Below are 21,379 nucleotides of genomic sequence, written 5' to 3'. Positions count from 1 at the left end.
CATGACCGTGTCGCGCCTCCCCGATCTGATCGCTCTGGCCGAAGAGGGCTCCAGCGAAAAGCGCCGGGCGCTGCTGCGCGAACTGACTGAACATTTCTTCGGCGCACCCAACCGCACCGCCACCGAGGACGAGCACTATGGCGCCGTCCTGGCCAAACTCGCGGACGATATGGAGATGGCGGTTCGCACCGAGCTGGCGACCCGCTTCGCTTCAGCCCCGGACGCGCCACACGCCCTGATCCGCCGCCTCGCCAACGACGAGGCGGCGGTCGCCGGCGCCGTTCTGGCCCACTCCCCCGTCCTGACAGACGAGGACCTGCTGGGCGTCGTGCGCAAACACGGTCAGGACCATCTACGCGCCGTCTCGACACGGTCGACGCTCTCCGAGGCTGTTTCGGAGGTCATCGTTGAACGCGGCGACGACGAAACCCTGGGCACCCTCCTGCGCAACGATGGCGCCCGCCTGTCGCGACGGGCCTCCGAGGTCGCCGTTGAGCGCGCCAAGGCGAACCCCGCCCTGCACGAGACCGCCGTCTCTCGGGCCGGTTTGCCCGCCGATCTGCTGAACGACATGTATTTCGTCGTGGAAGCGCGCCTGCGGAACCAGATTCTTGAGCAGAACGCCCGCATGGACCCGGCCTTGCTGGAGGCTGCGCTGGCCGCGGGTCGCACCCGGATCGCCACCGACGACGGCGCCCTGCCCGCCGACTATTCGGAGTGTCTGGCCTATGTCGAGGAACTGAAGGCCGCCGGCCAGCTGACGCCCCGCATGCTCGCCCGCTTCCTGCGCTCAGGCAGCCGGACATCCTTCCTGATCGCACTGGCGCAGCTGTCGGATATCGATTTCCATACGGCGCGTCAGATTATCGACAGACGCGAACTTGATGCTCTGGCGGTGGTTTGCAAGGCCGCCGATCTCGATCGGGCTCTGTTCCTGACCTACGCCGTGGTCCTGCTGAACGATGACGGCGACGCCATGGCCAAGGCTCACGCCTACGCCCGCATGTACGCCGAACTCAGCCGCGAGGCCGCCCTGCGCACCCTGCGGTTCTGGCGTATGCGGCGCGGAGCCCAGGCGGCCTGATCCACCTCCAGACCGCAAAACGCCCGCCGGATCACTCCGGCGGGCGCTTCTGTTCGTCCTTGCGACCCTTACTTCTTGGCGCGAGTCGCGCGGGCCGGCTTACGACCGCCCTGCCCCAGACCCATCTGCTTGGCCAGATCAGAACGCGCCTTGGCGTAGTTCGGGGCGACCATCGGATAGTCCTTCGGCAGGTTCCACTTGGCGCGGTATTCCTCGGGGCTCATGTTGTACTTGGTGCGCAGGTGACGCTTCAGCGACTTGAACTTGCGGCCGTCTTCCAGACAGATCAGATAGTCCGGCGTAATCGACTTGCGAACCGGAACCGCCGGTTCGCGGGGCTCGGGCTCGGGCTCCACGACACCCGTCGACACTTGCGACAGCGCCGCGTGGATGCTCGAAATCAGGCCCGGCACTTCCGAAGCCTGCACATTGTTGTTGCCGACATAGGCCGAAACGATATCGGCGGTCATCTCGAGCAGTTGCGAGTTTTCTTCCATGGTTTCCCAGCCAAATTGCAGTGGATCGACTGGATCATCCCCAGCCCTTCATTTGGAGTGAAATAAAGACGTTCGCTACTGTTGGCAACGCCGGACAGTTTGGCGATTTGTTCTGGTATTTCGACGAAACCTCTGGCCGCACGCCTAGCGACCGAAGTTCTCCGCGAGGGCCAGCATTGCGGCCCGTTCGGGCGCTGAATAGTCATCCAGGGCGTCTTCCTCGCCATCCCGGATCGCCCTGAGTAGAGCTGGCGTCAAGGCCGAGGACAGAGACCAGTTCCAGTATCGAAGAACAGTCTGAGCACGATCAACCGCGAGCATTTCGTAGGTGATCTGGACCCGTTCCCAGATTGGATCGACGGAGCCGTCCGGCAGCAACTCCGGGCGCCGCAACGAGCGCCACAAAGCCTGCAAATCTCCTCGACCCAGGCCCGTCGCCTTGCACAGGATCGCCAGCGGTTCCCCGCCGGGATCGCCGAGTATCTTCGCGCCGGTGATCGGCTTCACCCCCGACAGATGGGCGATCTCTGTTGCGAGGTCCCGCGACATACCCTTCAGGCCCGCCGCCGCAACGGCTTCCTCCAACCCGCCGTAAGGGCTCTTCGCGATGGCCGCGCGATTGCGTTGACGGCGCTCGATGAATTGCAGCGCCTTGCGTGAAACCGGATCCTGCCAACCTTCCTCCGCCGCCATGGCGAAGACGTCTTCGGCGACCTCCTGCATGACCTCGCGCGATACGGCGAAGCGTTGAAGGATGGTTCGCCGATCATCCGGACTGGACCACCAGAACATCACATAGGCGCCGGACGGGCGCAGTTCCGGACGCTTCAGCAGGTGAACACACAGGTTCCGCTCGGTTCGACTCAGACTGACCACGCCCTCGACCGCGACCTGACTGAGGCGAGCGGAGGTATTGCGGAGCAAGGCTTCAATGACCTCGCTTTCCCCGAAGCTCAGCAGCGTTTCGGCGACCACCTCTGACACACCCCGCCGCGCCGCAATCAGCACCCGGTGTTCAAGCGCCGCGTCGCGAGCGCAGGCGACCAGATCGGCGTCCGACAACGAGGCGCACTGCTCGATCAGCAGCCCGGCGATGTCCGGTTCATCGCGCAGCAGCATCCGGGCCAGCGCATTGGGGATCTCGGTCAACGGGGCCAGACGCGCAGCCACCCGACGTCTGTCCTCGTGCGAGGCCAGACGCAACATCTCGACCAGCAGGTCGCCCGTCACCGAACGCTCGAACGCATTGATCCGGCTCGCCGGCAACGACACCACATCCGCCAGCCGCTTCAGCAGCGCGTGGCGCGCGCGGTGGCCGGCGACGGGCGCGACCTCCTCGGGCATGGCGGCGGGTTCAGACATGGCGACCAAGGATACAACCGACGCGGTTAACCGGCTGTGACGGTCTTCACAGACCTTCGAACAACGCCGTGGACAGATAGCGCTCGGCGAAGCTCGGGATGATCGCCACGATGGTCTTGCCCGCGTTCTCCTCGCGGGCCGCGATCCTGAACGCCGCCGTCAGAGCCGCACCCGACGAGATACCCACAGGGATGCCCTCGACCCGCGCCGCCTTGCGGGCCATCTCAAAAGCATCCTCGTTCGACACCTGTTCGACCCCGTCGATGATTGAGCGATCCACGATGGTCGGGATAAAGCCTGCGCCGATGCCCTGAATCTTGTGCGGCCCCGGGTCACCACCTGACAGTACCGGAGACGCGGTCGGCTCCACCGCGATCATCCGGACTGAGGGCTTCCTGGCCTTCAGAACCTGGCCCACGCCGGTGATCGTGCCACCGGTGCCCACGCCCGCGACGACGATGTCGACCGCTCCGGCGGTGTCAGCCCAGATTTCCTCCGCAGTCGTTTCGCGGTGAATGGCCGGATTGGCGGGGTTGTCGAACTGGGCCGGGCTGACCGCGCCCGGGGTCCGTTCCAGCAGTTCCTGCGCCATGGCGATGGCGCCCTTCATGCCCTTCTCGGCCGGGGTAAGCACCAGTTCGGCGCCCAGCAGAACCAGCATCTTGCGGCGCTCCATCGACATGCTCTCCGGCATGACAAGGATCAGCTTGTATCCCTTGGCCGCGGCCACAAACGCCAAAGCGATACCCGTATTGCCGCTGGTGGGCTCGATCAGAACGCTCCCGGGCCCAATCTTCCCGGCCTGCTCCAGCGCCTCGATCATCGCCACCCCGATCCGGTCCTTCACGGACGAGATCGGATTGAAGAACTCCAGCTTGGCCAGTACGCGCGCCTTCGGCTGGTACTCCGCCGACAGGCGCGGCAGCCCCACCAGCGGGGTATCGCCGATGGTCTCGATGATGGAGTCGTAAATCTTGCCACGTCCCGACTTGCGGTGGCGGCTGGCGTCATACGAGGCGTCGGACATGGGAGGTCTCCGGGGCGGCGGTCTGAACGCGATACTAGAGCACGTTGCGCAAAGCTGAACCCGTTCGATCTAGGTAGGCCCCTATCCCACGCAAGACTTATGTCGCGCGGATGAGCCGCTCCGCCGTCAGAACTCCTGCCACCCGTCGTCCACCGCCAAACCGCCGCCGGAACCACCCCCGCCGGCGAACGCCACCAGCTTCGCCCGCTCACGGGCCAACGGAGCCGGTGCTCCGGGACGCGGCTTGAGCGTGTGCACCTTTGGCCCGGACGCCTCGGCTCCGGTCTCGAACCGCTGAACCAGGGTCGCTAATTGCGCTGCCTCGGTTTTCAAGTTCGCCGCCGCGGCGGTGGTCTCCTCCACCATCGCGGCGTTCTGCTGGGTGACCTGATCCATCTGGTTCACGGCCGAGTTGACCTGCTGGAGGCCGGTGGCCTGCTCCTGCGCGGAGGCCGAGATTTCAGAGACCAGCGAGTCCATCTCGGCGACCCGCACCACAATGGCCGACAGGGCCGATCCCGCTTCGTCCACCAGCTTCACGCCAGCCGCCACCTGGCTGGTCGATGTCGAGATCAGCGTCTTGATCTCCTTGGCCGCCTCCGCAGAACGCTGGGCCAGTGACCGAACCTCCGATGCGACCACCGCAAAGCCTCGTCCGGAGTCACCCGCGCGCGCCGCCTCCACACCCGCGTTGAGCGCCAACAAATTGGTCTGGAAGGCGATCTCGTCGATGACGCCGATGATCTCCCCGATCTGGACCGAACTCTTCTGGATTTCGTCCATCGCCGAGATGGCGCTGCGAACCACCTCACCTGAACGCTCGGCCTCGGACCGGGCGCCTGCCGCTGCGGCGGAGGCCTTACGGGCTCCCTCAGCGCTGCGCTGAACCGTCGCCGTAATCTCGTCCAGCGCTGCGGCGGTCTCTTCCAGGCTCGCCGCCTGCTGTTCGGTGCGGCGGGACAGATCATCCGAAGCGGAAGAGATCTCGTCCGAGCCCCCCCGCAGACCGCCGACTGCCTCCGTCACCTGGGTCAGCGCCGCCCGCAGGCTATCGACCGCCGAGTTGTAGTCGTCGCGGATGCGCTTGTGCGCGCCACTCATCTCACCTTCGACCCGCGTCGTCAGATCACCCTCTGACAGCCGGGACAGGCTGGACGCGAGAGCATCGACTAACGCAGTCTGCGCCTGCTCCGCCTCAACCCGAGCCGCTTCGCGCCGTTGGCTTTCACGTTCCTCGCTGGTGATGTCGACCGCCAGCTTGATCACCCGCACCGGTCGCCCGTCCGCGCCCATGATCGGGTTGTAGGAGGCCTGCAGCCAAATCTCCCTCTGCCCCTTCGCGAAGCGCCGGAACTTGCCGGCCATAAACCTGCCCTCGTTAAGGGCGCGCCAGAAGTCCGCATATTCCGCGCTGGTCGCTTCAGCGGGGTCCATGAAGGTTCGGTGGTGCGCGCCCCGGATTTCCTCAATGGCGTACCCCATCGCCAGCAGGAAGTTCTCGTTCGCACTGATGATCGTGCCGTCCAGATTGAACTCGATCACCGCCTGCGAACGGCCAATCGCCGCCATTCGCCCCTCAAGCTCGTCGATACGCCCCTGAAGCTCACCATCCTGCCGACGACGCGAAGCAAACATCGCAACCTCCCGGATAGAGCGGCTCCATCCCCAAGCCGCCATTTATGGTTGTAGACTGATGCTCCGAAACTTTAGTAATGGTTGTTTTTCTGCACGGACAAACCCGTAGTGCTTTGTTCAGGTCTGATTAACTCGTACCGCACGCTCAACGTGGCCCCGACAGCACCGCACGGCCAGGGTCGAACCCCACGACTTCCCGGATCACGATCATGCTCTGATACGCGCGCACGCCTTTTTGTGGTGTCAGCTCGCGAATACCGAAAGCTTCATACTCCGCCATCGACCGCACCGACGCCGTCAGAAGGTAGTCGGTCGGTCCCGTCACGTCCCAGCAGCCCTGAACCTCCGGACTGGCGCGCATCGAAGCCTGAAAGGCATTCATCATCCCGCGCTCCTGGGTGTTCATTTCGACCATCACATGCAGGATGATGCGCGGCTCAACCCGCGCCGGGTCGATTATCGCGACATCACCCACGATCACCCGCTCGGCGCGCAGGCGACGCAGACGACGCAACACGGCGGATTCCGACAACCCGACCGCCTCGGCTGTCACCCGCGCCGGTTCCAGATTGTTGCGCCGCATGCGGTCCAGCAACCGGTGGTCGAAGGCATCCAGAGTGACGAATTCCGCCATTTATAGCCCCTAAAAGACGATTTCAGGCACAGGAGAGCCTGAAATCGCCGGGAAGCGCAACGGTTTCCCGGCTATGGTCCGTTCATGTCGATCGCTGGCGCGCACCGCTCACTGTCCTCCCCCGCAGTCGCGGCCGCCATGCCGTATGCAGCCCTCCTCGCGGGCATGGTTTCGCTGGCGATCGGAACCTCCTTTGCAAAACAGCTCTTTCCGATCGTCGGCGCCGAAGGCACGTCGGCGCTGCGCGTCGGTCTGTCCGCCCTGATCCTGATCGCCGTCTGGCGACCGTGGCGGTTCCGCCTGAACCGCGATGATGCGGGACGGGTTCTGCTCTACGGCCTCGTACTCGGCCTGATGAACCTCAGCTTCTACATGTCGCTGCGGACCATCCCGCTCGGGCTCGCCATCGCCATCGAGTTCTCCGGCCCCCTGGTCCTGGCCCTGCTTCATGCGCGACGGCTGATCCATTTCGTCTGGATCGCCTGCGCCGTCGTCGGTCTCGGCATGCTGCTGCCGATCTGGAGCGGAGCCCATGCGCTCGACCCGGTCGGCGTGGCGTTCGCCGCCGCCGCCGGCCTGTTCTGGGCGCTCTACATCGTCTTCGGCAAACGCCTGTCGCACATGCATGCTGGCCAGTCTGTCGCCTTGGGCATGGGCACGGCCGCCATGGTCATCCTGCCGTTCGGTGTCGCGACCGCGGGCGCGAACCTCCTGCTGCCGTCCGTGCTGATCATCGGTGTCTGCGTCGCCATCGCCTCCAGCGCGCTACCCTACTCGCTGGAAATGATCGCCCTGCGCCACATCCCCAAGCGCACTTTCGGCGTCCTTCTGTCCTGCGAACCCGCCGTCGGGGCCGTCGCCGGTCTGATTATCCTGCACGAGCGGCTCAGCAGTCTGCAGTGGCTGGCCATCGGCTGCATCATCGTCGCCTCGGTCGGCGCCATACTGACGACGGGCCGCGAGGGGGGCGAACAGCCTGCCGACGCACCGGTTCCCACAGCCAACTGAGCCGATCTTCACCTTCGATTAACCACGTTCCCGCATCCGTTGTGACCTGTTCAGGGGCTCCGTTTGCGCAATCTCGCCGCCGCCGTCGAAGCGATCGACCCGCTGGTCGTGACCGGCAAGGTCGCGGGCGTCAGCGGCCTGCTGATAGAATCTCGCGGCGGCCTTAGCCGTCTCGCCGTCGGCGCCCGCGCCGAGATCGAGCGCGGGCGCGGCCTCCCCCCCCTTCCCGCCGAGGTCGTCGGCTTCCGCGACGCCAAGGCCTTGCTGATGCCTTTCGGCCCGGTCGAGGGCGTGGCCCCCGGCGCCGACATTCGCATCATCGACACTGCCGCCAGCGTCCGCCCGACCACCGCCTGGCTCGGCCGGATCATTGACGCCTTCGGCCAGCCTATCGACGGCAAGGGGCCGCTTCCCCAAGGACCTGCCGCCTATCCGCTGCGTGCGCCACCGCCTCCGGCCCATTCGCGCGGGCGCGTGGGCGAGCGTCTTGACCTCGGCGTTCGCTCAATGGACGTCTTCACCACCACCTGCCGGGGCCAGCGCCTGGGCATCTTCGCGGGCTCCGGCGTCGGAAAGTCGGTGCTTCTGTCAATGCTGGCCAAACAGGCCACCTGCGATGTCGTCGTCGTCGGCCTGATCGGCGAACGGGGCCGTGAAGTGCGCGAGTTCGTCGAGGAGACCCTCGGCGAAGAGGGGTTACGCCGCGCGGTCGTTGTCGTCGCCACCTCCGACGAGCCCGCCCTCAAGCGCCGCCAGTCCGCCTACATGACCATGGCCATCTCGGAATACTTCCGCGATCAGGACCTCGAGGTTCTGTGCCTGATGGACTCGGTCACCCGCTTCGCCATGGCCCAGCGCGAGATTGGTCTGGCCGCGGGCGAGCCGCCGACGACCAAGGGCTATACGCCCACCGTCTTCACCGAACTGCCCAAGCTGCTCGAACGCGCCGGGCCCGGCCCCGTTCGCCCCGACGGCACCACCGCCGGACCGATCACCGCCCTGTTCACCGTGCTGGTGGACGGCGGGGACCACGATGAACCCATCGCCGACGCCGTGCGTGGTATTCTGGACGGCCACATCGTCATGGATCGCAAGATCGCAGAGCGCGGTCGCTTCCCGGCCATCGACGTATTGAAGTCCGTCAGCCGGACCCTGCCGGGCTGCCAGACCCCGCCGGAGCGCGAACTGAACAAGCGCGCGCGCCAGTGCCTCAGCGCCTATGCGAACATGGAGGAGCTGATCAAGATCGGCGCCTATCGTTCGGGCGCCGACCCCATCGTCGACCGCGCCATCGCGCTCAACCCCGCCCTGGAAGGGTTCCTGGGTCAGGACAAGGACGATCACACGTCTCTTTCCGATTCGTTTACCCGGCTGGAGGCAATCCTGAACCAAGGCATGATCAGCCAGTGACCGGAGTGAACAAATGACCGCCTGGGCCCAATCGCTGATCCGGATCTCGAACTACGAGGTCGAGACTCTCCAGAAGCGCCTCGCCGAGATCACCGCCCGCCGCGCCTCCGCCGAAATGCGGCTGGCCGTCCTCGCCGCCGAGGCTGAGGTCGAGCAGGAACGCGCCCGTCAGGACGTCGAGGCCGGCATGATGCTGCAGGCCTATCTGAACGGGTGGAAGCTGCGTAAAGCCGCCGCCGAGACTGATGTGGCCGAAATTGATGCCGAGGAGATCGGCGCCCGCGACGCTCTCACCGGCGCCTTCGAAGAACTGAAGAAGTTCGAGCATGTGGCCGAGACCACCCGCCTGAACGCCATGATCGCCGCCGGCAAGCGCGAAACCGCCGCCTTCGACGAAATGGGCCTGCGTCGGCGTGCCGGATAGGCTGTCCCGCAGGACCTTGCTGGGCTCGACGCTCGGCTCGGCGGTCGCCCTGACCGCCTGCGACCGCTTCGCCGCTGCCAAGCCCTCGACTGGCCCGCTCGCCGCACCGCTCAAGGACATCGTGCCCGCGCCCTTCGGCACGATCGGCATGACCTGGCAACTGGATCAGCAGGACTGGATCGAACAGGTCCGCCGCCACTGCGGCCAGATGACTCCCGAATGGGAGCAGAAGATGGAGCGGACCCTCGGCCCCGGCTTCGCCTATGACTTCAGCGCCTCGGACCGGGTCGTTTCCTTCGCGGGCGACAACGGCCTGCGCGTCCACGGGCACACCCTGATCTGGTACTCGCAAGGGTCCGAAGTCTTCAACGACGCCGTCGTCCCCCGCGACCGTTTCGCCGCCGAGTACGAGCGCTATATCCGCGCCTTCGCCGGGCGCTACCGGGGCCAGATGGCGGGCTGGGACGTGGTCAATGAGCCCGTCTCCGAGGACGGGACCGGCCTGCGCGACTGCCACTGGAGTCGCGCCCTGGGCATGGACGGCTACATGGTCCGCGCCTTCCAGATCGCAAAGGAAGCCGACCCGGACGCCGTCCTGTTCCTCAACGAATACAATCTGGAGAACATACCGCAGAAAGGCACGACCTTCCTGAAGCTGGTCGAGCGCCTGCTCAAGCTCGGCGCACCCATCGAGGGGATCGGGACGCAGTCCCATCTCAACATCGAGATCCCGGCGGGCAATATCACGAACTTCTTCCGCGACGCCGCCTCGCTGGGTCTGCCGATCCATGTGTCGGAGCTGGACTTCTCGCTTTTCCGCGACGGCGGCCGTATGCCGGACCTGCGCTCGCTGAAGGAGAAGCGCGACCAGCAGGTCGCCCGCGTCGGCGAATTGGCCGAGGCCTTCCACGCCCTCCCCGAAAGCCAGCGCTACGCCTTCACCACCTGGGGCCTGCGCGACAATGACAGTTGGCTCACCCGCGAGGAAGGCCGCAACCGCCCCGACGACAGCCCGGTGCTTCTGGACCGCGAGGGCCGCGGCAACCCGGCCTGTCAGGCTGTGGTCGACGCCTTCACCGGTCGCGCGGGCGCCTAGACCTCAGCCGCGCCGATCCCCGCCACCGCCAGTTCGGCGACCAACCTCGTCACGGCTGTTTCCAACCTGTCGGCGTCCCGGCCGCGCACCACCAGGTTCGTCCCGATCTCGCTGGCCGAGCCGTGGCCGAACGGATAGCTTCCGAAGCTGACCTCGCGCTCGGCCTTAGCCGCCGCCGTCAGGATGTCGGCCACCGCGCCCTCGCCCACGCCGCTGACCCGGATCGTCCGCGACAGCACCACTGCCCCGGTCCGCAGGCGCGGCGCGACATCCTCCAGCATGGCGGTCATGATCCTGGGCACCCCGGCCATCACGAAGACATTGCCGATCTGGAAGCCCGGAGCATCCGTCACCGGATTGGCGATCAGCGTCCCGCCCTCGGGAATGCGCGCCATCCGCCGCCGCGCCGCATTGAACTCGCCCGGGCCATAGCGGTTCTCGAGGATCGCCACCGCATCCGGATGCTCCGGCAACGCGACGCCGAACGCCTTGGCCACGGCATCGGCGGTGATGTCGTCATGCGTCGGTCCGATGCCGCCGGTGGTGAAGACATAGTCATGCGCCGACCGCAGGGCGTTCAGGTTCTCGACGATCTGCTCCGTCCGGTCCCCGACCGTCCGCGCCTCCAGCAGATCGATACCCGATGCCGTCAGGAACCGCGCGATGGTGTTCAGGTTCGTGTCCTGCGTCCGTCCGGAAAGGACTTCGTCTCCGATGATCAGGACAGCGGCGGTGGGAGATGCATCAGTCATCTTCCCAAGCTAGAGACTGCGTCATGCGCTTCAAGTCGCCTCTCGAACGCGGAACCCTGATCCGCCGCTACAAGCGCTTCCTCGCCGACGTGACTTTGGCCGACGGGACCGAGACCACCATCCACGTTCCCAACCCCGGCGCCATGCTCGGCCTGACCGAACCGGGCCTGCCGGTCTGGATGAGCCGCTCGCCCGATCCAAAGCGCAAGCTGCCCCTGACGCTGGAAATGGTTGAGTTGCCGGGCGCCGGGCTGGTCGGGGTCAACACCATGAACCCCAACCGCATCGGTGAGGCCGCCATCGCCGCCGACGCCATCCCCGAACTGACGGGCTACCCCATCCTGCGGCGAGAGGTCCGATACGACCAGAACAGCCGCATCGACATCCTGCTGCAGGGCGACGCCGACGGACTGACCCGGCCCTCCGCCTGGGTCGAGATCAAGAACGTTCACTTCAGCCGCACGCCCGGCCTCGCCGAGTTCCCGGACTGCAAGACCGAGCGTGCGGTCAAACACCTCAAGGCGCTGGAGCGGGTGGTCGACGCGGGCGACCGGGCCATCATGCTGTTCATCGTCCAGCGCATGGACTGCGCCGCCTTCAGCACCGCCGACGACATCGACAAGGCCTACGGCCCCGCCCTGCGCGAGGCCGCCTCCCACGGGGTTGAGGTTCTGTGCTATAGTTGCCACCTGACGCCTGAAGCGATCCAGCTGGATCGCGCCCTGCCCTGGCGGCCCTGATTTCGACAAGGGCCGCGCCGAAAGACGACGCATGTACGAGACCCCCGAACTGGACACCGATCACTTCGTCCGCACCCACGAAATCCGCGTCCATCAGGATGAGGAAGCGTGGGAGGGCATGCGCGCCGCCGGTAATCTGGTCGCCCGGGCGCTGGACATGATCGGCGAGTACGTGGTTCCGGGCGTCGCGACAGGCCGCATCGACGATCTGATCCGCGAGTTCACCCTCGACAACGGCGGCCTGCCCGCATGTCTCGGCTACAAGGGTTACGAGAAAACCGTCTGCACCTCGATCAACCACGTCGTCTGCCACGGGATTCCGGGTGAGAAGACGCTGAAGGACGGCGATATCGTCAATATCGACCACACCGTCATCGTTGACGGCTGGCACGGGGACTCCAGCCGCATGTTCGCGGTCGGGAACATCAACGCCCGCGCCCGCAAGCTGATCGACGTCACCTATGACTCGCTCGAAGCCGGCCTCTCCATGGTCAAGCCGGGAAACACCTTCGGCGACATCGGCTACGCCATCCAGCAGGTGGTCGAGGCCCAGCGCATGTCGGTCGTCCGCGACTTCTGCGGTCACGGCATCGGCCGCCTGTTCCACGACAGCCCCAACGTCCTGCACTACGGCCGCCGTGGCGAAGGCGCGACACTCAAGAAGGGCATGTTCTTCACCGTCGAGCCGATGGTGAACCTCGGCAAGCCGCACGTGAAGGTTCTGTCCGACGGCTGGACCGCCGTGACCCGCGACAAGTCCCTGTCTTCGCAGTGCGAGCACACCATCGGGGTAACGGACGACGGGTACGAACTCTTCACCGCCAGTCCCGCCGGGCTGTTCCGCCCGAAATTCTAGGATAGGCTGCATGCGTCCCGGAGGGCGCATGTTCGAAACGCCGCATCAGAAGCCCAAGACGCCCCACCACGCCGGCCACCGCGAACGGCTGCGCGAGCGGGCTCGCGGCGCGGGCATCCATCACCTGCCGGACTATGAACTGCTGGAGCTCTTCCTGTTCCGCAGCCAGCCGCAGGGCGATGTCAAACCCATCGCGAAGGCCCTTCTGACCCGCTTCGGCTCCCTCGCCGCCGTCCTCGCCGCCTCGGTCGAGGACCTGATGACGGTCAAGGCCGAGGATTCAAGGGGGCGCGCCAAGGGCATCGGCGCCGAAACCGCCCTCGACCTGGCCGCCCTGCATGAGGTCGCCCGGCGCGTCACCAAGGAAGAGGCCAACAAGCGGACGGTCATCTCCTCATGGACGGCGCTGCTCGCCTACGTCCGTCTGTCGCTCCAGCATGAGCCGCGCGAACAGTTCCGGGTTCTGTATCTGGACAACCGCAACCAGCTGATCCTCGACGAGATTCAGAACCGTGGCACCGTCGATCATGCGCCCGTCTATCCGCGCGAGGTCGTCCGCCGCGCGCTGGAGCTGTCAGCCAAGTCGATGATCATTGTCCACAACCACCCGTCCGGCGACCCGACTCCGTCCCGCGCGGACATCGAGATGACCCGTCAGGTCGTGGAAGCCGCCCGCGCCTTGGGCCTCTCGGTCCATGACCACCTGATCGTCGGCCGGGACGGCGTGGCCAGTTTCAAACAGCTGGGGTTGATGTAGCCTCCGCTCCCTCAGTTCCGGGGGAGTCATGACCACCACACGCCGCACCCTTCTCACCGCCGCTCCGGCGGCGGCCCTCGCGACCTCCGCCGTCGCCCGGGATGACGCCGCCCTCGCCGTCATGGTCTCGACCTGGGACTTCGGCGCCGCGGCCAATGCCGCCGGCTGGGCCGCGCGTCAGGCAGGCGGCTCGGCTCTCGACATGGTCGAGGCGGGCGGCAAGGTCGCGGAACTGGACGAAAGCAACTCTTCCGTCGGGCTGGGCGGCCTCCCGGACCGCGACGGCCTCGTCACCCTCGACGCCTGCGTCATGACCTGGGCGGGCGACATCGGCGCCGTCTGCGCGCTGGAGGATGTGGTCCACGCCGTCTCGGTCGCCCGCGCCGTCATGGAGAAGACGCCCCACACCATGCTGGTCGGGACCGGCGCCCGGACCTTCGCCGTCGACCAGGGCTTCCCCACGCGGAACCTGCTGACGCCCCGCGCCGAGGCCGCATGGCGCGAATGGCTGAAGACCGCCGAATACGCGCCGCGCATCAACAGCGAGAATAGCGACTGGCGCTCCATGCCCGGCGGACCGGGCAACCACGACACCATCGGTCTCGTGGCCATCGACGCCGACAACCGCATCGCGGGCGCCTGCACGACCTCCGGCATGGCCTTCAAGATGCGGGGTCGCGTGGGCGACAGCCCCATCATCGGCGCGGGCCTCTATGTCGATGACGAGGTCGGCGGCGCGACCGCCACCGGCGTGGGCGAGGATGTCGTCCGGGTCTCCGGCTCACACTCGGTCGTTGAGGCCATGCGCCACGGCCTCGACCCGACCGCCGCCTGCCGCAGCGTGATCGAACGCCTCGCCCGCTTGCGCGGAACGAAGGTCGCCAACTCGCAGGTCGCCCTGCTGGCGCTGGACAAGCAGGGCCGCGCAGGCGCCTTCGCCCTGCAGCCCGGATTCACCTACGCCGTAACCGACGCATCAGGCCGAACCCGCATCGAGCGCGCGGGCGCCCTGTTCAGCGCATGAGCACCACCCTCATCACCGAACGCCTGACCCTGACCCCCATGCAGGTCTCGGACTATGCGGACCTCGTCACCCTGTGGGGCGACCCCGCCTTCGCCACAGCCATCTTCCCGACCGCCATGTCCAGCGAGGACGTGTGGTTCCGCCTGCTGCGAGACATCGGCCATTGGGAAGCTTTGGGTCACGGCAGTTGGGCGATCCGCGAAACCGCCACCGGCGACTATGTGGGCGGCGTCGGCATCTTCGATGCGCGACGTCTGATGGACCCGCCGTTCGATGCGCCCGAACTCGGCTGGGGCGTCGCCCCTCGCTATCAGCGCAAGGGCATGGCCTTCGAGGCCCTCTCCGCCGCCCTCGCCTGGGCCGACGACACCCTCAACGCCCCCCGCACAGTCTGCATGATCGCCCCCGACAACGCCCCGTCCCACGCCCTCGCCCGCCGCGCCGGCTACACCCCCTACGCCGAAACCACCTACAAGACCGAGCCCGTGGTGCTGCTGGAGCGCCACGCAGCGTAGCCAGCCATTAAGGTTTACGCGGCATGCTTCTGACAGAACTCCGGAGTGCGTCCGCCCATGCCCATGTCCGTCGAAGACCTGCACGGTCATCTGATTGAGGCCTTCCCCGACGCCGAGATCGCCATCGACGATCTGGCCGGCGACGGCGACCATTACCGTGCGCGTATTGTCTCGACGGCTTTTGCGGGCATGCCGCGCGTGAAGCAGCATCAGCTCGTCTATGCCGCCCTGAAGGGGAAGATGGGCGGCGAACTGCATGCTCTCGCCCTTGAAACCTCGGTCCCCGCGGAGGGCTGACCCCATGCGCTACCGTCCCTTCGGCAACGTCGGCCAGGCCGTTTCGGTCGTCACCCTCAGCCTGGGCGCCCGCGACATCGCCGGCGGCCCCGAGGCCGGACGCGAACTGATCTATTCGGCGCTCGAGGCGGGCATCAACAGCTACCGCCTGACCACCGCCGATCCCGTCCTGGCCGAGGTGCTGGGCGAGGCGCTGCGCCACGTCGACCGCAAGCTGGTGCAGGTCTCCCTGATGCTGGGCGCCGGCGACGGCCGCCGAGGTTCGGATCGCGACTTCTCCGCCGAGGGCATGACCAGCGCCATTGACCGGGCCCTGCACGCCTCCGGTCTGGGCTGGTTCGATCTGGCCGTGCTGGACCAGCCGGAAGACCACGAACTGCCCCAGTCCTCGCTGAACGCGCTCAAGGCCCTGCGCGCTACCCAGCGCATCCGTCTGCTGGGCATCTCCGGCGAGGGCGAGGTGATGGACACCTACGTCTCCACCGGCGCATTTGATGTCCTGTTCACGCCCTACCACGTCAACTCGCCCTGGCAGATCCGTTCGCGTCTGCGCGACGCCCGTCAGCGTGACATGGCGATCTTCGTGTACGGCTATTTCCCGGACAATCTCGACACGGTGAAGAAAGCCACCGTTGTGAATGAGGAGAAGAAGGGCTTCTTCGGTTTCGGCAAATCCGCGGCCCGCGCCCCGCACGACCCGCTGGCCGGTGTGGGCACCTTCGCCTTCCTTCATCAGACCAACGCCTGGTCGGCCGAAGCCATCTGTCTGGCCTACGCCCTGACCGATCCGTCCATCGCCAGCGTGCTGATCGAGGCCCCGGCGGTCGAACGCCTGAACGAACTGGCTCTCGTCCCGGACCGCGACCTGCCTCCGGGCCTCGCCGCCCAGATCGAAATGGCCCGCGTCGCCGGGGCCAGGGCGGCCTGATCGCGCCATTCCCCCCAGGGAAGATCGGACGCCGGATGCGGCTCCGTCGCCGCACGCCCTTGACCCCCGGCCTGTCCGACCCTAGCTGACGCCCTTCACTGAAAGGCCCCCGCCGTGACCGATCAAGCTGTCGCCGACCCCGTCCACGCCTTCATCGCCGACACCGTCGCCCAACACGACGTCGTCCTGTTCATGAAGGGCACCCCGGACGCTCCGCGTTGCGGCTTCTCCTCGCTGGCGGTCCAGATCCTCGATCATATCGGCGCGTCATTCGTCGGCGTCGACGTCCTGCAGGACGAAGCCCTGCGCGAAGGCATCAAGGCCTTCACCGACTGGCCGACCATTCCCCAGCTCTATGTGAAGGGCGAGTTCGTGGGCGGCTCGGACATCGTGCGCGAGATGTTCAACAGCGGCGAACTGCAGTCGCTGATGGCCGAGAAGGGCGTCGTCCTGGGTCAGGAAGACTGATGGCCCGCGTCCAGCTGGAGCCGCGCGAAGACCGCGAGATCTTCGTCCTCCCGCTGGAGGTCCGTCCCGAACACATCGACGAGAACGGCCATGTGAACAACGTGGTTTATGTCGGCTGGCTGCAGGATGCGGGCACCGCCCACTGGAACGCGAGCTTCGACGAAGAGACCCGCACGAAATGGTCGTGGGTCGGCGTTCGGCACGAGATCGACTACTTTCGCCCCCTGATGCCCGACGCCGTGGACGTGAAGGCCCGCACCTGGGTCGGCGATCCGCAGGGCCCGCGCTTCAACCGTTACGTCCGCATTGAGGATGCTGAAGGCAAACTCTGCGCCCAGGGCGTCACCGAATGGGTTCTGGTGGATGCGAAGACCATGCGCCCCCATCGCATCCCGGCGGAAATGCTGCCGGCTTTCCAGAAAATCTGAATCGAAAGGGCCGGACCGCATGGCGATCCGGCCCTTTGATTTTACAGCGTCGTCGGATTGACCAGACGCGCCTGAGTATCAGGCTGAAGCCCCAACTCAATCAGCGACCAACTCACCTCGACGCCATCGGGAACCAGGGCCTTGCACAGGTCCCGAGTGTTGCGGCGCAGGGCGATGTCGGTCCAGCCGTCGTCCTGCGGCGTCAGGTCCACCACGAAGTGGGTGGTGTCCGTACAGCCGTTGGATTCGACGCGGACCGTCAGACGACCGTCCGCGATCCGGGCTGAACGAACCGCTTCCAGCGGCGCGGCGCGCGGGCCGCCCCACTGAGCCACGACCTCGGACTCGCCGGAGTCACTGGCATAGATCACGCAGCCCGACAGCAGGGGCGCGCACAGGGCCGCCGCGATCAGCGCGCGCATCACTGCCCCGCTTCCGCCGGCGGCTGGTGCACGACGCGGGTGCTCGGCTTGTCCGTGGCGATGATGATGCAGCCCCCCAGCGAGGGCGCGGCGATGGCGAGAGCGAGAACGAGCGCGAGGCGACGCATGTGGAAATCCCCTTCCAATACTGTGGGAGCGCTTCATTGGTGAAGCTTGCGTGCAATCTGCCGTCCGCGGCGCGGAATGACACGTGAACAATCGGCAAGGCGCGGCCTTGTCCCAACCGCACGGTCGAGCCTACGACCGCACTGCGGTCACTCGCTCCGGTTTCAGGCCGAGGGCGTCAGCTGGTAGGGGTTCTCGACCGAGACCCGTGCGCCGGGCTCGAGCCCCAACTCCTCGAAGGACCAGCGCATCTCTACGCCTTGCGGCTGCACCTCGACACAACGGTCTTCCTTGATGCGGCGCAGGGTGATCACCGAGCCGTTGCGCACCGGCCGCACGACCGGCGTCAGGTCCGCCTTGCTGGTGCAGCCGTTCGAGCTGACCCAGAAGACCGCCTGATCCTGACCGATGGCCGCCGCATGGATGGGCTCCAGCTGGCCCGGCATGTTCGCCGACGCACGGTCTCCCGTGAACAGGCCCGGCACGGTTCCGCAAGCGGCCGTCAGCGAGGCGAGCGCCAGCACGACGGCGAGCGTGATCTTCGATTTCATCCCGGCCTCCTCGGCTGGACCCTGAACCCGGACACAGTGTGCCGTTATTCGGCCCGAAAGTGAACCGTCACAGGCGCTGATCCAAAGCAAAAGGGCCCCGGATTGCTCCGGAGCCCTTCAACTTCGATTTCGTCGAGATCGCTGCGCGATCAGGACGAGTAGTATTCGACGACCAGGTTCGGTTCCATCTTCACCGGATACGGCACGTCGGCCAGTTCCGGAACGCGGACGTAACGAACCGAGAAGCCACGATCACCGATCTCCAGGTAGTCGGGGATGTCACGCTCCGACGACTGCTGGGCTTCGAGCACCAGAGCCATGTTGCGCGACTTTTCCTTGACCTCGATCACCTGACCCGGCTTCACGCGGTACGAACCGATGTCGACCTTCTTGCCGTCGACGGTCACGTGGCCGTGGCTGACGAACTGGCGAGCGGCCCAGACGGTCGGGACGAACTTGGCGCGGTAGACGATCGCGTCCAGACGCGATTCCAGCAGACCGATCAGGTTCTCCGAGCTGTTGCCCTTGCGACGGGTCGCTTCGGCGTAGGTCGCGGCGAATTGCTTCTCGGTGATGTTGCCGTAGTAGCCCTTCAGCTTCTGCTTGGCCTTCAGCTGCAGGCCGAAGTCCGAGACTTTCGACTTGCGGCGCTGGCCGTGCTGGCCGGGGCCGTACGAGCGCTTGTTAACCGGGGACTTCGAACGGCCCCACAGGTTTTCACCCATGGCCCGGTCGATCTTGTACTTGGCGCTGTGGCGCTTGGACATAAGTCACTCTCTATGTTGATGCGGCCCGGTCCCTCCCCAACTGGAGAGACGATCCCAACGGCGGTCCACGCATCGTCCGTCATAAATCCCGCCCCTGACCGGAGTCAGGCGCGCGAAGGCGGCGCTTATGCCCATGGACACACCATGAGTCAACGCCGCCCTGTCTTCAGGCCACGTGTGTCTCCGCCGTCAGCGCGCCCATATCCCGGGCCGCATCACGGCTGGGGCGGCCCAGGAGGTAGCCCTGCACCTCGTCACAGCCCTGCTCGCGCAGGAAGACCAGTTGCTCCTGCGTCTCCACGCCTTCGGCGAGGATCGGGATGTCCAGGCTTTCGCCCAGCGCCAGCACGGCGCGGATGATGGCCTTGGATTGAGGCCCGCCGTCCAGCTCGGACATGAAGGTCCGGTCCAGCTTGATCTTGTCGAACGGGAAGGCCCGCAGGGTCGACAGCGACGAATAGCCCGTGCCGAAGTCATCCATCGCCACCGACACGCCCAGCAGTTTCAGCTGGCGCAGAATGTGGGTGGTCCGCTCCATGTCCGAGATCATCGCCGTCTCGGTGATTTCCAGCTCCAGCCGGTTCGGAGACAGCCCCGTCTCGATCAGGATCTGGTGCACCAGGCGCGGCAGGTCGACGTGCGACAGCTGGACCGGCGACAGGTTCACCGCGATGCGGTGCGGCCTGTCCCAGCTGGCCGCCTCCGAACAGGCCTGACGCAGCACCCACTCGCCGATCGGCAGGATCAGACCTGTCTCTTCCGCCAGCGGGATGAAGTCGGCCGGCGAAATGTAGGTCCCGTCCGCCTGCTTCCAGCGAAGCAGGGCTTCAAAGCCGGTCACATCGCCCGTCTCGACCGACGCCTGCAGTTGATAGTGCAACTCGAAGCGATCGTTCTCAAGCGCATCGCGCAGGCCCAAAGTGATCCGGCGACGATGGCGCACCGCCTCATCCATCGCGCCTTCATAGAAGCAGATGTCCGTCGTCAGCGAGCTCTTGGCCCGATACATCGCCAGATCGGCGTCGTTGATCAGCACCGAGGCTTCGGTCGCATCATCCGGCCACAAGGCGATGCCGACCGAGGCGCCGCATTGCAGCTCCGCGTGTTCCGCCTCCAGCGGCGTCAGGATCGCCTGACGCAGGCGCTCGGCGGCGGCGTGGGCGTCCATCCGCTCGCGGATCGGGATCAGGGCCACGAACTCGTCACCGCCCAGTCGCGCCACGAACTCGCCTTCGCGGGTGGCGGCCTTCATGTGGTCGGCCACATGCAACAGCAGTCGATCACCCACGGCGTGACCGTAGAGATCATTGACCTCCTTGAAGCGGTCCAGATCGATTGCCAGCAGGGCGAAGCCGCTGTCGGTCGCCGCCAGTCGCTCCAGCTTCTCAAGGAAGGAGGTGCGGTTGGGCAGGCCTGTCAGGCTGTCGTTGCGCGCCAGATGCGCGATGCGGCGTTCCTGCGCGATACGCGAGCGCAGATCGCGCACGGCGAAGATCTGCACCGGCGTAGTGTTCGCGCCAGCCATCTCTTCGCGCACGGCGATCTCGACCGGTACGGGCGCGCCGTCCCGCGCCCTGACGCGGCTCTGCATCAGCAGACCCGGCTGGAGTGACGCGACATCCTCGATCCACTCGCCGATGTCGGTATCGACGGTCTGGCCTTCCTGCACGCCGCAAAGCTCGGTGAACGCGTGGTTGGCCAGACGAACCTTGCCGTCCGCGACGACCACCATGCCGTCCACGCTACCCTCGATCAGGCCGCTCAGACGATCCTGCGACTGACGTTCGGTTTGCGCCTCCAGCGCATAGCTGGCGACAGCCGTACCCAGGATAAGGAAGCCGATCGCAGCCACGCTCGCGGCCAGCAGGGCTTCAGCCTCGGTCAGCAGCGTCGCATCCGCGCTCGGCGCCAGCGGCAGAACCGTCAGGGCCCCCATGCCGGTGAAGTGCAGGGCGACGATGGTCAGAACCAGCAGCAACGGCGCCACGACCGGGCGCATCCAGCGCCGGTCATCGGTCGCGATATGGAAGGCGGCGGCGCCCCCGACCACGGCGGCGACGATCGAAGCCACGACATAGGCTGGATGCCAGATCACCAGCGCTTCCGCGGTGAAGGCCGACATGCCGGTATAGTGCATGGCCGTCACGCCCAGCCCGAACAACACCCCTCCTGACGCAGCGGCGTATCGACCGCGCAGCGATCCGACACCGATCGCCAGAGCGCAGGCGAACATCGCCACCAGCAGGGACAGGCCGGTCAGGACAGGGGCGTAGGCCACCTCCACGCCGGGGCGGTAAGCCAGCATGGCGACGAAATGGGTGCACCAGATCGTCGCCCCGCCCGCCATGGCGCCGAGAAACAGCCACGGCAGCCGCGCCTTGGCGGAGCTGCGACGGTTCTTGTCGAACAGGCGGTTGAGAACAACAGAGCCAACGACGCATATCACGGCCGCGAGGGCCACGAGGAGCAGGTTATGATCCTCGGTCAGGCAAGTCAGAACGCGCATACGGGACGAACTCGGGGGACAATCGGCCCGCAGTCCTATTGGACCACCTCTTAACCACCGCCCCA

At 66.3% G+C, this 21,379-nt stretch carries 25 protein-coding genes; 14 read left to right on the top strand and 11 right to left on the bottom strand.

All coding sequences use genetic code 11. The features are described 5' to 3' along the window. The first annotated feature begins 1 nt into the window (after nucleotide 1). Nucleotides 2–1,084, top strand: coding sequence for a DUF2336 domain-containing protein (locus FKQ52_RS03935; protein WP_141628222.1), 1,083 nt, complete (start codon nucleotides 2–4; stop codon nucleotides 1,082–1,084). 68 nt (nucleotides 1,085–1,152) lie between these two features. On the opposite strand, the gene FKQ52_RS03930 is transcribed toward FKQ52_RS03935, so the two are convergent. The 5 genes from FKQ52_RS03930 to FKQ52_RS03910 form a co-directional block, all read right to left on the bottom strand. Then, nucleotides 1,153–1,581: a MucR family transcriptional regulator gene (locus tag FKQ52_RS03930; RefSeq protein ID WP_141625983.1), complete on the bottom strand. Its 429-nt coding sequence runs from the start codon at nucleotides 1,579–1,581 to the stop codon at nucleotides 1,153–1,155. Nucleotides 1,582–1,725: 144 nt separating this feature from the next. Beyond that, on the bottom strand, nucleotides 1,726–2,943 hold the full coding sequence (locus FKQ52_RS03925) for a DUF2336 domain-containing protein (RefSeq protein ID WP_141625982.1): 1,218 nt from the start codon (nucleotides 2,941–2,943) through the stop codon (nucleotides 1,726–1,728). A 46-nt stretch (nucleotides 2,944–2,989) separates the two neighbouring features. Further along, nucleotides 2,990–3,970, bottom strand: coding sequence for a cysteine synthase A (cysK, locus tag FKQ52_RS03920; protein WP_141625981.1), 981 nt, complete (start codon nucleotides 3,968–3,970; stop codon nucleotides 2,990–2,992). A 126-nt stretch (nucleotides 3,971–4,096) separates the two neighbouring features. Further along, complete coding sequence (locus tag FKQ52_RS03915; RefSeq protein WP_141625980.1) at nucleotides 4,097–5,539, bottom strand: methyl-accepting chemotaxis protein; 1,443 nt, start codon at nucleotides 5,537–5,539, stop codon at nucleotides 4,097–4,099. A gap of 211 nt (nucleotides 5,540–5,750) precedes the next feature. Further along, nucleotides 5,751–6,239 carry an Lrp/AsnC family transcriptional regulator gene (locus FKQ52_RS03910; protein ID WP_141625979.1) on the bottom strand — a complete coding sequence of 163 codons (489 nt, stop codon included), beginning with the start codon at nucleotides 6,237–6,239 and terminating at the stop codon, nucleotides 5,751–5,753. 84 nt (nucleotides 6,240–6,323) lie between these two features. Between FKQ52_RS03910 and FKQ52_RS03905 the strand changes: the two genes are divergently transcribed. From FKQ52_RS03905 to FKQ52_RS03890, 4 genes are all read left to right on the top strand, one after another. Next, nucleotides 6,324–7,247 carry a DMT family transporter gene (locus FKQ52_RS03905; RefSeq protein WP_141625978.1) on the top strand — a complete coding sequence of 308 codons (924 nt, stop codon included), beginning with the start codon at nucleotides 6,324–6,326 and terminating at the stop codon, nucleotides 7,245–7,247. Nucleotides 7,248–7,310: 63 nt separating this feature from the next. Then, complete coding sequence (gene fliI / locus FKQ52_RS03900) at nucleotides 7,311–8,657, top strand: flagellar protein export ATPase FliI (RefSeq protein WP_141625977.1); 1,347 nt, start codon at nucleotides 7,311–7,313, stop codon at nucleotides 8,655–8,657. A gap of 13 nt (nucleotides 8,658–8,670) precedes the next feature. Beyond that, nucleotides 8,671–9,081 (top strand): flagellar export protein FliJ, encoded by a 411-nt coding sequence (locus tag FKQ52_RS03895; RefSeq protein WP_141625976.1) that lies wholly within the window; start codon nucleotides 8,671–8,673, stop codon nucleotides 9,079–9,081. A 16-nt stretch (nucleotides 9,082–9,097) separates the two neighbouring features. After that, on the top strand, nucleotides 9,098–10,177 hold the full coding sequence (locus tag FKQ52_RS03890; RefSeq protein ID WP_240811733.1) for an endo-1,4-beta-xylanase: 1,080 nt from the start codon (nucleotides 9,098–9,100) through the stop codon (nucleotides 10,175–10,177). Here FKQ52_RS03890 and FKQ52_RS03885 read toward each other — a convergent pair. After that, the gene (locus FKQ52_RS03885) at nucleotides 10,174–10,929 is read right to left on the bottom strand and encodes a competence/damage-inducible protein A (protein WP_141625975.1); all 756 of its coding nucleotides are present in this window, start codon (nucleotides 10,927–10,929) and stop codon (nucleotides 10,174–10,176) included. The two genes, FKQ52_RS03890 and FKQ52_RS03885, sit on opposite strands and share 4 nt — an antisense overlap. A gap of 23 nt (nucleotides 10,930–10,952) precedes the next feature. Between FKQ52_RS03885 and sfsA the strand changes: the two genes are divergently transcribed. The 9 genes from sfsA (at nucleotide 10,953) to FKQ52_RS03840 (ending at nucleotide 16,942) form a co-directional block, all read left to right on the top strand. Then, nucleotides 10,953–11,669: a DNA/RNA nuclease SfsA gene (sfsA, locus tag FKQ52_RS03880; protein WP_141625974.1), complete on the top strand. Its 717-nt coding sequence runs from the start codon at nucleotides 10,953–10,955 to the stop codon at nucleotides 11,667–11,669. A 31-nt stretch (nucleotides 11,670–11,700) separates the two neighbouring features. Beyond that, on the top strand, nucleotides 11,701–12,525 hold the full coding sequence (gene map / locus FKQ52_RS03875) for a type I methionyl aminopeptidase (RefSeq protein ID WP_141625973.1): 825 nt from the start codon (nucleotides 11,701–11,703) through the stop codon (nucleotides 12,523–12,525). A 10-nt stretch (nucleotides 12,526–12,535) separates the two neighbouring features. Continuing rightward, nucleotides 12,536–13,282: a DNA repair protein RadC gene (radC, locus tag FKQ52_RS03870; protein WP_370451030.1), complete on the top strand. Its 747-nt coding sequence runs from the start codon at nucleotides 12,536–12,538 to the stop codon at nucleotides 13,280–13,282. Nucleotides 13,283–13,310: 28 nt separating this feature from the next. Beyond that, on the top strand, nucleotides 13,311–14,306 hold the full coding sequence (locus tag FKQ52_RS03865) for a N(4)-(beta-N-acetylglucosaminyl)-L-asparaginase (protein ID WP_141625972.1): 996 nt from the start codon (nucleotides 13,311–13,313) through the stop codon (nucleotides 14,304–14,306). After that, nucleotides 14,303–14,821 (top strand): GNAT family N-acetyltransferase, encoded by a 519-nt coding sequence (locus FKQ52_RS03860; RefSeq protein WP_141625971.1) that lies wholly within the window; start codon nucleotides 14,303–14,305, stop codon nucleotides 14,819–14,821. Before FKQ52_RS03865 ends, FKQ52_RS03860 begins: the two co-directional genes overlap by 4 nt. A gap of 57 nt (nucleotides 14,822–14,878) precedes the next feature. Further along, nucleotides 14,879–15,118, top strand: a complete 240-nt coding sequence (locus FKQ52_RS03855) for a BolA family protein (protein WP_141625970.1) — start codon at nucleotides 14,879–14,881, stop codon at nucleotides 15,116–15,118. Between the two features lie 4 nt (nucleotides 15,119–15,122). Beyond that, nucleotides 15,123–16,046, top strand: coding sequence for an oxidoreductase (locus FKQ52_RS03850; RefSeq protein WP_141625969.1), 924 nt, complete (start codon nucleotides 15,123–15,125; stop codon nucleotides 16,044–16,046). 114 nt (nucleotides 16,047–16,160) lie between these two features. Next, nucleotides 16,161–16,514 carry a Grx4 family monothiol glutaredoxin gene (gene grxD / locus FKQ52_RS03845; protein WP_141625968.1) on the top strand — a complete coding sequence of 118 codons (354 nt, stop codon included), beginning with the start codon at nucleotides 16,161–16,163 and terminating at the stop codon, nucleotides 16,512–16,514. Further along, the gene (locus FKQ52_RS03840; protein ID WP_141625967.1) at nucleotides 16,514–16,942 is read left to right on the top strand and encodes a thioesterase family protein; all 429 of its coding nucleotides are present in this window, start codon (nucleotides 16,514–16,516) and stop codon (nucleotides 16,940–16,942) included. The genes grxD and FKQ52_RS03840 overlap by 1 nt, the downstream gene beginning before the upstream one ends. A 41-nt stretch (nucleotides 16,943–16,983) precedes the next feature. On the opposite strand, the gene FKQ52_RS03835 is transcribed toward FKQ52_RS03840, so the two are convergent. The 5 genes from FKQ52_RS03835 to FKQ52_RS03820 form a co-directional block, all read right to left on the bottom strand. Then, complete coding sequence (locus FKQ52_RS03835; protein WP_141625966.1) at nucleotides 16,984–17,364, bottom strand: hypothetical protein; 381 nt, start codon at nucleotides 17,362–17,364, stop codon at nucleotides 16,984–16,986. Beyond that, nucleotides 17,364–17,492 carry a hypothetical protein gene (locus FKQ52_RS16745; RefSeq protein WP_255431442.1) on the bottom strand — a complete coding sequence of 43 codons (129 nt, stop codon included), beginning with the start codon at nucleotides 17,490–17,492 and terminating at the stop codon, nucleotides 17,364–17,366. The genes FKQ52_RS03835 and FKQ52_RS16745 overlap by 1 nt, the downstream gene beginning before the upstream one ends. A gap of 162 nt (nucleotides 17,493–17,654) precedes the next feature. Continuing rightward, on the bottom strand, nucleotides 17,655–18,041 hold the full coding sequence (locus FKQ52_RS03830; protein WP_141625965.1) for a hypothetical protein: 387 nt from the start codon (nucleotides 18,039–18,041) through the stop codon (nucleotides 17,655–17,657). Nucleotides 18,042–18,190: 149 nt separating this feature from the next. Then, nucleotides 18,191–18,808, bottom strand: a complete 618-nt coding sequence (rpsD, locus tag FKQ52_RS03825) for a 30S ribosomal protein S4 (protein ID WP_141625964.1) — start codon at nucleotides 18,806–18,808, stop codon at nucleotides 18,191–18,193. A gap of 166 nt (nucleotides 18,809–18,974) precedes the next feature. Next, a complete protein-coding gene (locus FKQ52_RS03820) occupies nucleotides 18,975–21,314 on the bottom strand; it encodes an EAL domain-containing protein (protein ID WP_141625963.1) in 2,340 nt (779 codons plus the stop codon). Nucleotides 21,315–21,379: the final 65 nt, after the last annotated feature.

Source organism: Brevundimonas sp. M20 (genome assembly GCF_006547065.1).
Classification (GTDB): domain Bacteria; phylum Pseudomonadota; class Alphaproteobacteria; order Caulobacterales; family Caulobacteraceae; genus Brevundimonas.
This window is presented reverse-complemented; position numbering and strand designations above follow the sequence as displayed.